At 73.7% G+C, this 12914-nt stretch carries 10 protein-coding genes; 8 read left to right on the top strand and 2 right to left on the bottom strand.

Annotation, left to right across the window (positions count from 1 at the left end):
- Positions 1-18: 18 nt before the first annotated feature.
- The 3 genes from coaBC (at position 19) to F4556_RS03990 (ending at position 4727) form a co-directional block, all read left to right on the top strand.
- The gene (gene coaBC, locus F4556_RS04000; protein WP_184911658.1) at positions 19-1236 is read left to right on the top strand and encodes a bifunctional phosphopantothenoylcysteine decarboxylase/phosphopantothenate--cysteine ligase CoaBC; all 1218 of its coding nucleotides are present in this window, start codon (positions 19-21) and stop codon (positions 1234-1236) included.
- A 132-nt stretch (positions 1237-1368) separates the two neighbouring features.
- Positions 1369-2577 carry a methionine adenosyltransferase gene (gene metK / locus F4556_RS03995; protein ID WP_184911657.1) on the top strand — a complete coding sequence of 403 codons (1209 nt, stop codon included), beginning with the start codon at positions 1369-1371 and terminating at the stop codon, positions 2575-2577.
- An 86-nt stretch (positions 2578-2663) separates the two neighbouring features.
- On the top strand, positions 2664-4727 hold the full coding sequence (locus F4556_RS03990; RefSeq protein ID WP_184911656.1) for a primosomal protein N': 2064 nt from the start codon (positions 2664-2666) through the stop codon (positions 4725-4727).
- A gap of 196 nt (positions 4728-4923) precedes the next feature.
- Here F4556_RS03990 and F4556_RS03985 read toward each other — a convergent pair whose 3' ends face one another.
- Entirely contained in the window at positions 4924-5403 is a 480-nt protein-coding gene (locus F4556_RS03985; protein ID WP_184911655.1) for a hypothetical protein, read from the bottom strand.
- Positions 5404-5605: 202 nt separating this feature from the next.
- Between F4556_RS03985 and def the strand changes: the two genes are divergently transcribed.
- The 4 genes from def to F4556_RS03965 all read left to right on the top strand — a co-directional run bounded on the left by def (position 5606) and on the right by F4556_RS03965 (position 9682).
- Complete coding sequence (def, locus tag F4556_RS03980) at positions 5606-6145, top strand: peptide deformylase (RefSeq protein ID WP_184911654.1); 540 nt, start codon at positions 5606-5608, stop codon at positions 6143-6145.
- 40 nt (positions 6146-6185) lie between these two features.
- Complete coding sequence (gene fmt / locus F4556_RS03975; RefSeq protein WP_184911652.1) at positions 6186-7124, top strand: methionyl-tRNA formyltransferase; 939 nt, start codon at positions 6186-6188, stop codon at positions 7122-7124.
- Positions 7125-7197: 73 nt separating this feature from the next.
- A complete protein-coding gene (locus tag F4556_RS03970; protein WP_184911651.1) occupies positions 7198-8646 on the top strand; it encodes an RsmB/NOP family class I SAM-dependent RNA methyltransferase in 1449 nt (482 codons plus the stop codon).
- 64 nt (positions 8647-8710) lie between these two features.
- Positions 8711-9682: an aldo/keto reductase gene (locus F4556_RS03965; RefSeq protein ID WP_184911650.1), complete on the top strand. Its 972-nt coding sequence runs from the start codon at positions 8711-8713 to the stop codon at positions 9680-9682.
- A 352-nt stretch (positions 9683-10034) separates the two neighbouring features.
- On the opposite strand, the gene F4556_RS03960 is transcribed toward F4556_RS03965, so the two are convergent.
- The gene (locus tag F4556_RS03960) at positions 10035-12068 is read right to left on the bottom strand and encodes a sensor histidine kinase (protein ID WP_184911648.1); all 2034 of its coding nucleotides are present in this window, start codon (positions 12066-12068) and stop codon (positions 10035-10037) included.
- A 215-nt stretch (positions 12069-12283) separates the two neighbouring features.
- On the opposite strand from F4556_RS03960, the gene F4556_RS03955 reads away from it, so the two are divergent.
- Entirely contained in the window at positions 12284-12913 is a 630-nt protein-coding gene (locus F4556_RS03955) for a C39 family peptidase (protein ID WP_184911646.1), read from the top strand.
- The last annotated feature ends 1 nt before the right edge of the window (position 12914 follow it).

The following is a 12914-nucleotide window of genomic DNA, read 5'->3' as shown; positions in this document are numbered from 1 at the left end:
CGGCAGAGAGAGCCCGCGATGAATGCCAGCCCGCCCAAGGTCGTCCTCGGCGTGAGCGGCGGCATCGCCGCGTACAAGGCCTGCGAGCTGCTGCGCCGGTTCACCGAGTCGGGGCACCAGGTCACCGTGGTGCCGACCGCCGCCGCGCTGCACTTCGTCGGCGAGGCCACCTGGGCGGCGCTGTCCGGCCGTCCGGCGGCCACCGAGACCTGGGAGCGGGTGCACGAGGTCCCGCACGTGCGGATCGGCCAGCAGGCCGATCTGGTGGTGGTGGCCCCGGCCACCGCCGACCTGATGGCCAAGGCCGCCCACGGGCTGGCCGACGACCTGCTCACCAACACGCTGCTGACCGCGCGCTGTCCGGTGGTGTTGGCCCCCGCCATGCACACCGAGATGTGGGAGCACCCCGCCACCCAGGAGAACGTCGCCACGCTGCGCCGCCGGGGCGTGATCGTGCTGGAGCCCGCCGTCGGCCGGCTCACCGGCGTCGACACCGGCAAGGGCCGGCTGCCCGAGCCCGCCGCGATCTTCGAGTCCTGTCGCCGGGTGCTGGCCCGCGGCGAGCTGACCGCCGACCTGACCGGCCGTCATGTGGTGGTCTCGGCCGGCGGCACCCGGGAGCCGCTCGACCCGGTCCGCTACCTGGGCAACCTGTCCTCCGGCAAGCAGGGCTACGCGCTGGCCGTCACGGCCGCCGCCCGGGGCGCCAGGGTCACCCTGCTCTCCGCCAACGCGACGCTGCCCGACCCGGCCGGGGTGGACGTGGTGCACGTCTCCACCGCCCTCGAGCTGCGCGAGGCGGCGCTGAAGGCGGTGGCCGACGCTGACGCGGTGGTGATGGCCGCGGCGGTGGCCGACTTCCGGCCGGCCGAGTACGCCACCGGCAAGATCAAGAAGAAGGACGGCGTGGAGCCCGCGCCGGTCGCGCTGGTCCGCAATCCCGACATCCTGGCCGAGCTCTCCGCGCACCGCGCCCGTTCCGGCCAACTGGTGGTCGGATTCGCGGCCGAGACCGACGACGTGCTGGCCAACGGCCGGGCCAAGCTGGCCCGGAAGGGCTGCGATCTGCTGGTCGTCAACGAAGTGGGCGGGGGTAAGGCCTTCGGGCGGGATACCAACTCCGCAGTTCTGCTCAGCGCGGACGGCGCGGAGGCCGAGATCGCCGACGGGCCCAAGGAATCACTGGCCGACGCGGTCTGGGACGCCGTGGTGGCCCGGTTCGACAAAAGGGTCTGATGCATCTCACTTGTTGAGGGGGATTGCCTTGGGCCGATTGCCGACCGTTAGACTCCAGGAATCAAAGTCTTTCCGGATGCCCGGACCAAGCTGGGCATTCAGTCAGCAGCCGCTGCAACCCCAGGGAGCGCTGTGTCTCGCCGCCTGTTCACCTCGGAGTCCGTCACCGAGGGACACCCCGACAAGATCGCTGACCAGATCAGCGACACCATCCTGGACGCCCTTCTGCGGGAGGACCCGAAGTCTCGGGTCGCCGTGGAGACGCTGATCACCACCGGTCAGGTGCACATCGCCGGTGAGGTCACCACCAAGGCGTACGCGCCGATCGCGCAGCTCGTCCGGGACAAGATCCTGGAGATCGGTTACGACTCGTCGAAGAAGGGCTTCGACGGTGCCTCGTGCGGCGTGTCGGTGTCCATCGGTGCGCAGTCGCCCGACATCGCGCAGGGTGTCGACACTTCGCACGAGGCCCGGGTGGAGGGCGATGAGGACGACCTGGACAAGCAGGGCGCGGGCGACCAGGGCCTGATGTTCGGCTACGCGAGCGATGAGACGCCGGAGCTGATGCCGCTGCCGATCACGCTGGCGCACCGGCTCTCCAAGCGGCTGTCGGAGGTGCGCAAGAACGGGCAGATCCCGTACCTGCGTCCCGACGGCAAGACCCAGGTCACCATCGAGTACGACGGTGACAAGGCCGTCCGCCTCGACACGGTGGTCGTGTCCTCGCAGCACGCGAGTGACATCGACCTGGAGTCGCTGCTGACGCCGGACATCCGTGAGTTCGTGGTGGAGCCGGAGCTGAAGCGGCTGGCGGACGACGGCATCAAGCTGGTGACCGAGGGGTACCGGCTGCTGGTGAACCCGACCGGTCGTTTCGAGATCGGCGGCCCGATGGGTGACGCGGGTCTGACCGGCCGCAAGATCATCATTGACACGTACGGCGGCATGGCCCGTCACGGTGGTGGCGCGTTCTCGGGCAAGGACCCGTCCAAGGTGGACCGCTCGGCCGCGTACGCGATGCGCTGGGTGGCGAAGAACATCGTCGCCGCGGGTCTGGCCTCGCGGGCCGAGGTCCAGGTCGCGTACGCGATCGGCAAGGCCGAGCCGGTGGGTCTGTTCGTCGAGACCTTCGGCACCGAGACCGTTCCGGTCCTGAAGATCCAGGCCGCCGTCTCCGAGGTCTTCGACCTGCGTCCGGCCGCGATCATCCGTGACCTGGACCTGCTGCGGCCGATCTACGCGAAGACCGCCGCGTACGGCCACTTCGGCCGGGAGGACGCCGACTTCACCTGGGAGCGCACCGACCGCGTCGAGCAGCTGAAGAAGGCCGTCAACGCCTGATCCACCGTGAGGCGGCGGTCATCCCGGTACGGGGTGGCCGCCGCCTTTCGCGTCTCTGTCGGTCGGGTTTGGTAGATGTTGGAGCGATGAGCACAGACGACGCCGATGAGCAGTTGGCCTTCATCCGGGACACGGTCCGCCGGGCCAAGCCCCGGACGTGGCGTGGCGCGCTGCTGGCCGACGAGCTGCCGGTGGCCAGGGTGGTGGTCGACAAGGGGCTGCTCAGCCTGGACAAGTTCTTCGACTACGCCGTGCCCGCCAACCTCGCCGAGGAGGCCCAGCCGGGCGTCCGGGTCCGGGTCAGGTTCGGCGCCCGGGTCGGGGCCGGCGGGCGGCGCGAGGGCGGGGAGCTGTACGACGGCTTCGTGGTCGCCCGGCTGGCCACGTCGGACTTTCCCGGGGTGCTGGCCCCGCTGGCCCAGGTGCTGTCCCCGGAGCGGGTGCTGACGCCCGCTCTGCTGACGCTCTGCCGGACGGTCGCCGACCGGTATGCCGGGTCGCTGGCCGACGTGCTGCAGCTGGCGGTGCCGCCCAGGCACGCCAAGGCGGAGGCCGAGCCCTCGCCCGAGCCGCTGCCGCCGCCCGGGTTTCCGGCGGTGGGCAGCTGGGACCGCTACGTCGACGGAGCGGAGTACTTGACGGCGCTCGCGGACGGCCGCGCGCCCCGTGCGGTCTGGACCGCGCTGCCCGGGCCGACCTGGCCCGAGGAGATCGCCCGCGCGGTGGCCGCCACCCTGGCCGGTGGCCGGGGCGCGCTGGTGGTGCTGCCCGAGGGCCGCTCGGTGGCGCGGGTGGACGCGGCGCTGACCGAGCTGCTGGGCGAGGGGCGGCACGCGGCGCTGGCGGCCGACCTCGGGCCCAAGGAGCGCTACCGCCGCTGGCTGTCCGTCAGCCGGGGCTCGGTCCGGGCCGCGATCGGCACCCGGGCCGCGATGTTCGCGCCGGTGCGGGACCTGGGCCTGGTGGTGGTCTGGAACGACGGCGACGGCAGCCACAGCGACCAGCGAGCGCCGCACCCGCACGTCCGCGAGGTGGCGCTGCTGCGCGCGGCCGAGGAGGGCGCGGGCGTCCTGCTCGGCGGGCTGTCGGTGACGGTGGAGGGCGCACAGCTGCTGCGTACCGGCTGGGCGCGGCCGCTGGCCGCTGCCCGGGAGACGGTCCGGGCCGTGGCCCCCAGGGTGCGTACGGTGACCGACCTGGACCAGGGGCGGGACGCCGCGGCCCAGTACGCCCGGCTGCCCCGGCCGGCCTGGGAGGCGGCGCGGGACGCGCTCACCCGGGGGCCGGTGCTGATCCAGGTGCCCCGGCGCGGGTACGCGCCCCGGCTGGCCTGCGCGCAGTGCCGGACTCCCGCGCGGTGCCGGCACTGCGAGGGGCCGTTGGCGGCGGGTGCCGCCGGGGCGGTGCTGGAGTGCGCGTGGTGCGGGACGGCGGAGCCGGAGTGGCACTGCGTGGAGTGCGGGTCGTTCCGGCTGCGGGCGCAGGTGGTGGGTGCCAAGCGGACGGCGGAGGAGCTGGGCAAGGCCTTCCCCCGGGTACCGGTCCGGACCTCCGGGCGGGACTCGGTGCTCTCGGAGGTGTCGGGGGAGCCCGCGCTGGTGATCTCGACGCCCGGGGCCGAGCCGGTGGCCGAAGGCGGGTACGCGGCCGCACTGCTGCTGGACGGCTGGGCGCTGCTCGGCCGGCCCGACCTGCGGGCCGGCGAGGAGGCGCTGCGGCTGTGGATGACGGCTGCGGGCCTGGTCCGGCCGGCTGCTGAGGGCGGGACGGTGGTGGTGGTCGCGGAGCCCACCGCACGGCCGGTGCAGGCGCTGGTGCGGTGGGATCCGGCCGGGCATGCGGCGGTCGAGCTGGAGGAGCGGGCGCAGCTGCACTTCCCGCCGGTGTCGCGGATGGCCTCGGTGACGGGTGCTCCGCAGGCGGTGGAGGATCTGCTGTCGCTGATCCGGCTGCCCGAGGGGGCGGACGTGCTCGGTCCGGTACCCGCCCCCGGTGGGCGGGGGCAGGAGTGGGAGCGGGCGCTGCTGCGGGTGGCGCCCGGTCAGGGGGCCGTGCTGGCCGCTGCCCTGAAGGCGGCTCAGATCGCCCGGGTCGCCCTGCGGTCGCCGGACCAGGTCCGGATCCGGATCGACCCGCCGGACATCGGCTGAGGCACGTGGTTCGGAAGGCAGGGGCTCGGGGAACTGCGACGCCGGCCACGGGGCGGGGTCAAAGTGCGGGAGTGGCAGACCCCGGGCGTGGCTGACGTTCAGGCGAAAGTGCCTGACCTTTTACGCGGCGATCACGCTCCTGAGGCCGGCGTCGCAGTTCCCCGAGCCCCTAGCGGCTGCCGCCAGCCTGTGTGCCTCAGCCCCGGAGGGGGAGGCTGGGGCGTTCGGGTTGGCGTGCTGGGGGGATGGCGCGGGTGAGGGGTGGGAGTTCGTCCTCGGGTTCGGGGCGGGGTTGGGCGGGGAGGGTGGTGGTGAGGAGTTCGCCGCTGGGGCGGCGCATGCCGTAGCGGCGGTGGACGGCCTGCTTGGTGACGCCGAGGGCGGAGCCGACCGAGTCCCAGGAGAAGCCGAGGGCGCGGTCGAACTCGACGGCCGCCGCGACCAGGGTCTCGACGCTCTCCCGGAGTTCCTGGGCGAGCCGGACGGTGGGGGCGGGGGCCCGGCCGTAGACCACGAAGCCGGCCGAGGTGCTGGGCCGTCGTGGGCGGTAGACGTTGCCCAGTTGGGCGGTGAGGGTGCGGAGGGCGTCGACCTGGCGCCGCACCCGTTCGATGTCCCGCACCAGCAGGTGCAGGCTGGCCCGCGCCCGGGCGTCGTGGTTGATCTGCTCGGCCATGGCCGTGGTGCCACCTTTCCCTACGTCTTTCCGGCCCGGGCCTTCGTACGGCCCGGTCAATCCCACTTGACCAACGCCCGAACGAGCGGGTGGTCACGCGCAAGGAGCAGACGGGATATGCCAGAACCACGGCCGAACGGGCAGGTGGGATTGCATAGACTGGGTCCGGCCGTTGTCGATCGACCCTCAGGAGACCCGCGGTATGGCGATCCAGCCGATCCGGATATTCGGTGACCCGGTGCTGCGGGCCACGGCCCGGCCGGTGACCACCTTCGACAAGGAGCTGCGGCGCCTGGTGAAGGACCTCACCGAGACCATGCTGGACGCGCCCGGCGCGGGCCTGGCGGCGCCTCAACTCGGCGTCTCGCTCCGGGTGTTCACGTACCACGTGGACGGGGTGGTCGGTCATCTGATCAACCCGGACCTGTCGCTCAGCGAGGAGGAGCAGGACGGCCCCGAGGGCTGCCTCTCGCTCCCCGGGCTGCGGTACGACACCAAGCGGGCGTTCGGCGTGGTGGCCAAGGGGTTCGACATGTACGGGGAGCCGGTGACCGTCGAGGGCACCCAGCTGCTGGCCCGCTGCATCCAGCACGAGACCGACCACCTGGACGGCATCATCTTCATCGACCGACTGGACCGCGAGCAGCGCAAGGCCGCGCTGAAGGCGATCCGGGAGGCGGAGTGGGGCGAGCCGCCGGTGGTGAGGCTCTCCCCGCACTCCACCTTCGGCTCCGCCCGCTGACCCCACCCCTGACACCCGTTCAGATCCTCGAAAGGCCCCCATGCGCCTCGTCTTCGCCGGCACCCCCGAGGTCGCCGTTCCCGCCCTGGACGCCCTGCTCGCCTCGGACCGGCACGAGGTGGTGGCGGTGGTCACCCGCCCCGACGCGATCTCCGGCCGGGGCCGGAAGCTGGTGGCCAGCCCGGTCGCGCAGCGCGCCGAGGCGGCCGGCATCGAGGTGCTCAAGCCGGTCAAGCCGAGCGACCCGGACTTCATGGCGCGGCTGACCGAACTCGCCCCGGACTGCTGCCCGGTGGTGGCGTACGGCGCGCTGATCCGCCCGGGCGCGCTGGAGATCCCGAAGCACGGCTGGGTGAACCTGCACTTCTCGCTGCTGCCCGCCTGGCGCGGTGCGGCGCCGGTGCAGCACGCGGTGCTGGCCGGGGACGAGGTGACGGGTGCCTCGACGTTCCGGATCGAGCAGGGCCTGGACTCAGGGCCGGTGTTCGGCATCCTGACCGAGGAGATCCGGCCGACCGACACCAGCGGCGAGCTGCTCGGGCGGCTCGCGCAGGCGGGTTCGCGGCTGCTGGTGGCGACCATGGACGGGATCGAGGACGGCGCGCTGCAGGCCGTCCCGCAGCCCACCGACGGCATCACCCTGGCGCCGAAGATCAACGTCGAGGACGCCCGGGTCGAGTGGGCCCACCCGGCGCTGCGGATCGACCGGCTGGTGCGCGGCTGCGCGCCCGCGCCGGGTGCCTGGACCACCTTCCGGGGTGAGCGGCTCAAGCTGTCGGGCCCGGTCAAGCTGCTGACCGACAGTGCCGAGCTGCCGCCGGGCGAGCTGGCCGTGGTCGGCAAGAACAGCGTCCGGGTCGGCACCGGCAGCCACGAGATCGAGCTGGGCGAGGTGCAGCCGCAGGGCAAGAAGCCGATGCGGGCGGCAGACTGGGCCCGGGGCGTCCGGATCGAGCCCGGCGAGCTGCTCGGCCGGTGACCGGGGCCGGCCCGACCGGTCCTACACTGACGGTCTGACTCCGCAGCACATTCCGAGGCACCAGAGGCACCGCATGAGCACTCCCGGCAGCAAGCCCGCGTCCGACAGCAAGCGCGCCCCGCGTCCGCACCGCCGCCCGAAGAAGGACCCGGCCCGGATCGTCGCGTTCCGCGCGCTGCGGGCCGTCGACGAGCGCGACGCGTACGCCAACCTGATCCTGCCCTCGCTGCTGCGGGAGGCGGAGCAGAAGGGGATGGACCGCCGGGACGCGGCGCTGGCCACCGAGCTGGTGTACGGCACGCTCCGGCTCCAGGGCAGCTACGACGCGATCATCGAGGCCTGCATCGACCGGCCGCTGCGCGAGGTGGACCCGCCGGTGCTGGACGTGCTCGCGCTCGGCGCGCACCAGCTGCTGACCACCCGGATCCCGAGCCACGCGGCGGTCTCCGCCACGGTGGAGCTGGCCCGGGTGGTGCTCGGCGACGGCCGGGCGAAGTTCGTCAACGCGGTGCTGCGCAAGATCAGCGCGCAGGACCTGGACACCTGGCTGGCCCAGGTCGCGCCGCCGTACGAGCAGGACGCCGAGGACCACCTCGCGGTGGTGCACTCGCACCCGCGCTGGGTGGTCTCCGCGCTCTGGGACTCGCTCGGCCGCTGGCAGCCGGACGCCTCCGGGCGGGCCGCGCTGGAGGACCTGCTGCGGGCCGACAACGAGCGCCCCGAGGTCACCCTGGTGGCCCGTCCCGGCCGCTCGACGGCGGCCGAACTGCTGGACGCCAGGCCGGAGTCGGAGCCCGGCCGGTGGTCTCCGTACGCCGTCCGGCTCGCCGAGGGCGGCGAGCCCGGCGGGATCGAGGCGGTCAAGGAGAACCGGGCCGGCGTGCAGGACGAGGGCAGCCAGCTGGTCGCGCTCGCGCTGGCCGCAGCAAAGGTCGAGGGCCGGGACCGGCTCTGGCTGGACGGCTGCGCCGGGCCCGGCGGCAAGGCTGCGCTGCTGGCCGCGCTGGCCGCCGAGCGGGGCGCCGCGCTGGTCGCCTCGGAGAAGCAGCCGCACCGGGCCCGCCTGGTGGCCCGCGCGCTGGACGGCAACCCAGGTCCGTACACGGTGATCGCCGCCGACGGCACCAAGCCGGCCTGGGCCGACGGCACCTTCGACCGGACCCTGGTGGACGTGCCCTGCTCCGGTCTCGGTGCGCTGCGCCGCCGCCCGGAGGCCCGCTGGCGCCGCCGTCCCGACGACCTGGCCGGCTTCGGCCCGCTCCAGCGCGACCTGCTGCGCGGTGCGGTCCGGGCCACCCGGATCGGCGGCGTGGTCGGCTACGCGACCTGCTCGCCGCACCTGGCCGAGACCCGCGCGGTGGTGGACGACGTGCTGCGCGACACCCCCGGCCTGGAGTGGATCGACGCTCGCCCGCTGCTGCCCGGCCTGCCCGGTCTCGGCGAGGGCCCGGACGTCCAGCTCTGGCCGCACCTGCACGGCACCGACGCGATGTACCTGGCGCTGTTCCGCCGTACCGCCTGAGCGACCTGACGTTCCGTCGGGAATCGCTGGACAGACCGGCGGCGGCCGGGTGAGGGTGATCCGTATGGAGTTCACCCACCTCGGCCGCACCGGCCTGTCCGTGTCCCGCCTCTGCCTCGGCACCATGAACTTCGGCCCGCACACCACGGAGCCGGACGCCCACGTGATCATGGACGCCGCCCATGAGGTGGGCGTCAACTTCTTCGACACCGCCAACGTCTACGGCTGGGGTGAGAACAAGGGCCGGACCGAGGAGATCCTCGGCAGCTGGTTCGCCCAGGGCGGTGGCCGCCGGGAGAAGACCGTGCTGGCCACCAAGCTGTACGGCGACATGGGGGAGTGGCCCAACGAGGGCAAGCTCTCCGCGCTCAACATCCGCCGGGCGGTGGAGGCCAGCCTCAAGCGGCTGAACACCGACTACATCGACCTGTACCAGATGCACCACGTCGACCGGGCGACGCCGTGGGAGGAGATCTGGCAGGCGATGGAGGTGCTGGTCGCCCAGGGCAAGATCATCTACGTCGGGTCCAGCAACTTCGCCGGCTGGCACCTGGCGCAGGCTCAGGAGAGCGCCAGGGCACGGAACTTCCTCGGTCTGGTCAGCGAGCAGTCGATCTACAACCTGCTGGAGCGCACCGTCGAGCTGGAGGTCGCCCCGGCCGCGCAGCACTACGGCCTCGGCCTGATCCCGTGGTCCCCGCTGCACGGTGGCCTCCTCGGCGGCGTGCTGCGCAAGGAGCGCGAGGGCCTGCGCCGGCTGGAGGGCCGGGCCGCCGAGGCGGTGGCGGCCAAGCGCGAGCAGATCCAGGCGTACGAGGACCTGGCGGCCGAACTCGGCCAGGAGCCGGGCGACATCGCGCTCGCCTGGCTGCTCTCCCGCCCGGCGGTGACCGCCCCGATCGTCGGCCCGCGCACCCTGGACCAGCTGCACGCGGCGGTCCGGGCGCTGGACGTGACGCTGGATCAGAAGACCCTGGACCGGCTGGACGAGATCTTCCCGGGCCACCGGACCGCCCCGGAGGACTACGCCTGGTAGCACGCGACGAAGGGCCGGGCCACGGAGGCCCGGCCCTGCCACGGGGGAGCGGTCACCTGTCGTGCGGGCAGGGCCCGCCGATGGTGCAGCTCCACCCCCGGTTGATGTGGTCCTGGTTCTCCCTCTTGCAGCGGGCCCCCGCGTCCGGGGGCTTCGGGCGGGCATCCGGGTCGGACGCCGTGTCGTCGGGGGTCCGACTGTTCTCGGACGGCTGGGACACGGTGGGATTCATGATCGGGTCCTTCCGCTGGTACGCCGCTGGGGAGCGCGGCGTGATCTTCACGCTACGCGCTGTCGGCGACCGGCACATGGGGCAGTGACCCCAAATGGGTCCCGGTCCGATCCGGGACCGTCACGCGGTGTTCGGCAGCGGCAGGACCGCTCTGGCCACCGTGCCGCCGGGGCCGCTGGCCAGCGAGAACCGGCCGCCGAGCTCCTCCGCCCGCTCGGTCATCGACCGCAGCCCGATGCCGTCGGCGCCCAGGCGCCGGGTGAAGCCGCGCCCGTCGTCGCTGACCTCGGCCACCACCCGGCCGTCGCTCACCGTGACGGCCAGCCGTACCTGCCCGGCCCGGGCGTGTCGGACGGCGTTGTTCAGCGACTCCGCGCAGATCCGGTAGGCGGCCACCTCGACGGCGGCGGGCAGCGGGGGCAGCGGGTCAGGGCTGAGCACCGCGCTGACCCGGGGCGGGCCGGTCAGCTGACGGACCAGGTTGAGCAGCGCGTGCGAAAGCCCGCACTGGTCGAGGGCCGCCGGGGCCAGCCCGTCGGTGATGTGGCGGAGCTCGGTGATGGCCTGTCCGATCCCGGTCGAGACCTCGGCCAGCGGCTGTTCGGCCGGACCGCCCGCCGCGTCCACCGCCCGGATCGAGTCGACCCGCAGCCGCAGGCCGGAGAGCACCGGGCCGAGCCCGTCGTGCAGGTCGTGCCGCAGCCGGCGGCGGGCCTCCTCCCGGGCCAGCACGATCCGCTCCCGGCTGGCCTGCAGCTCCTCGTACAGGCGCAGTGAGGCGATCGCCGGGGCGGCGTGCTCGGCCAGCGTGCCGAGGATGTCCAGGTCCTGCTGGTCGAGCGTGCTCCCGCCGGCGCGCGGCGGTACCAGCAGGTGTCCGATCACCTCGTTCTGATAGGTCATCGGGAAGGCGACGTCCGCCCCGCTCGCCCCGAGCGCCGCCAGCTCCAGCAGCCCCTCCCTGGTGTGGGTGACCACCCGGGCGCCGGGCAGCCGGAGGGTGTCGACCACGGTGGCGCAGAGCAGCCGGGGCGTCTCGCCCGGGGTGACGGCGCGTCCGAGCTGCTCGGTGAGGGTGCGGACCACCTGGTACGGCTCGGCCCGCTCGCCGTAGTAGTACCGGTCCACCGCCCGGACCGCCCAGCGGGCGGTGGGGCGCAGCAGCACGCCGATCACCAGGGTGAGCGCGGCGAGCGCCAGCCCCGCGCCGGGCGAGTCGGCCGGGAGCAGGCCGTAGAACAGCAGCGCCGCCGCGCTGTAGGCCCCGATCAGCCCGGTGGCCAGCAGCAGCCCGGTGAGGGCGCGCAGGGCGGAGCGGTCCAGGTGGGTCGAGCGGTCACGGATGCAGGCGTACGCCGTGCCGGCGGGCCAGCCCGCCGCGCCCAGGTACCAGAGCAGGTGGTTGACCGTGGTGGACAGCTGCGCCAGGTCGCTGAGCGTGCTGACCACCGACCAGAGCAGGTACGGCACCAGGATCGCCACCCGGGACAGGTGCTGCGGGCCCGGGGTGCGGTACCAGCGGGCCGCCATGATCAGCAGGTTGAGCGCGGTCACCGCGAACGGCAGCCAGAGGTGGTCCGGCAGCGCGAACGGACCCTGCTCGTACGCCCGGTCCAGCAGGTCGACCGGGAACGGCTGGGGGCTGCCGTACCAGGGGTCGTAGGCGGAGGCGTTGACGGCGGCCTGATCCAGGCTCAGGACGGCCAGCAGGACGAAGTAGACCCGGCCCCAGTAGCGGGGGAGCGAGCCGGTCGGGAGGAAGAGCGGCAGGGCGTAGAGCGCCAGTTGGAACACGCCGCTGCCGGCCAGCGCGATCCACCCCGCGACCGCGAACGGTCCCGGCGCGGCGCCCAGCCCGGAGGCGGTGGCGGGCAGCGCCTGGCCCAGCACCGCTCCGCAGCCGCCCGCCAGCAGCAGCCGGGCCGGCCCGCTGCCGGGGTGCTGGGTGGCGAACAGCGCCCCGGCGAGCACCAGGCCGGTACCGGCCAGGACGTAGACGCCGCCGAAGGTGGCGGCGAAGGTGCGGAGTTCCTCGTTCTCGCTGGCGAGCACCACCATGACCCAGGCGAGCGCGGCGGCCAGGGTGAGCGCGCACACCGTGTAGGCGGGCAGCAGGCTGCGGCGGCCGACGGGGGCGGGCTCACGTGCGGTCATGCGGACCTCCTGCCCCCGGACGGCGATGACGCCCCATGCTTCCGGTCCCGTTGTCCCGATGGAAAGGGGCACCGGCCCCTGGCCGGTCCCGGCCGTTCCGGTCACGCTAGCGTGGGTGGTGCTTCGTGGGCGGAAGGCAGGCTGGCGCGGCGTCAGGCCGGTATCCGGTCTTCCGATGGGCGGCGCGGGCGGCGGGAGTGAGTGAGGATGATCGGATGAAGCCGATCACGCATCAGGTCCCCTACCACGCGCAGTGGGAGTCGCCCGAGCTGGTGCCCGGGATCCTGGCCGGGACGGCGCTGGCGGTGGACGACCCGCTCTGGGCGCTGTCCGGTGCGGCGGACCAGGAGGAGTACGAGTACTGGTCCTGGCGGCTGTGCGGGGTGGCCTGCCTGCGGATGGCGCTGGACTACTGGTGGGGCGTCAGCCCGCCCGCCGTCCGGCTGGCCGAGGAGTGCCTGGAGGCGGGCGCGTACGTCCGTCACCCGGACGGCCGCCTGGACGGTCTGATCCACGCACCGTTCGCCGCCTACGTGGAACGCCGCTGGGGGCTGTCCGCCGAGGCGGTCTCCCCGCTGCCGACCGAGCGGATCAGGGCCGAGCTGGCGGACGGGCGGCTGGTGATGCTCTCCGTCCACCCGTCCATCCGCACCCTGGACCCCGACCCGCCGCGCCCGGGCGGGCACCTGGTGCTGGCGGTCGGCGCGACCGACGGCGAGCTGCTGATCCACAATCCCTCCGGTTTCCCGGGTGGTTCGCAGAGCTTCGCCCCGGTGCCGTGGGCCGCGCTGCCGCGCTACTACGCGGACCGGGGGATCGTGCTCGGCGGGCCGAGTGGGTCCTGAG

Source organism: Kitasatospora gansuensis (genome assembly GCF_014203705.1).
Lineage (GTDB): Bacteria > Actinomycetota > Actinomycetes > Streptomycetales > Streptomycetaceae > Kitasatospora > Kitasatospora gansuensis.
Note: the sequence above shows the minus strand (reverse complement) of the source record. Positions and strands in the feature narration are given on the sequence as shown.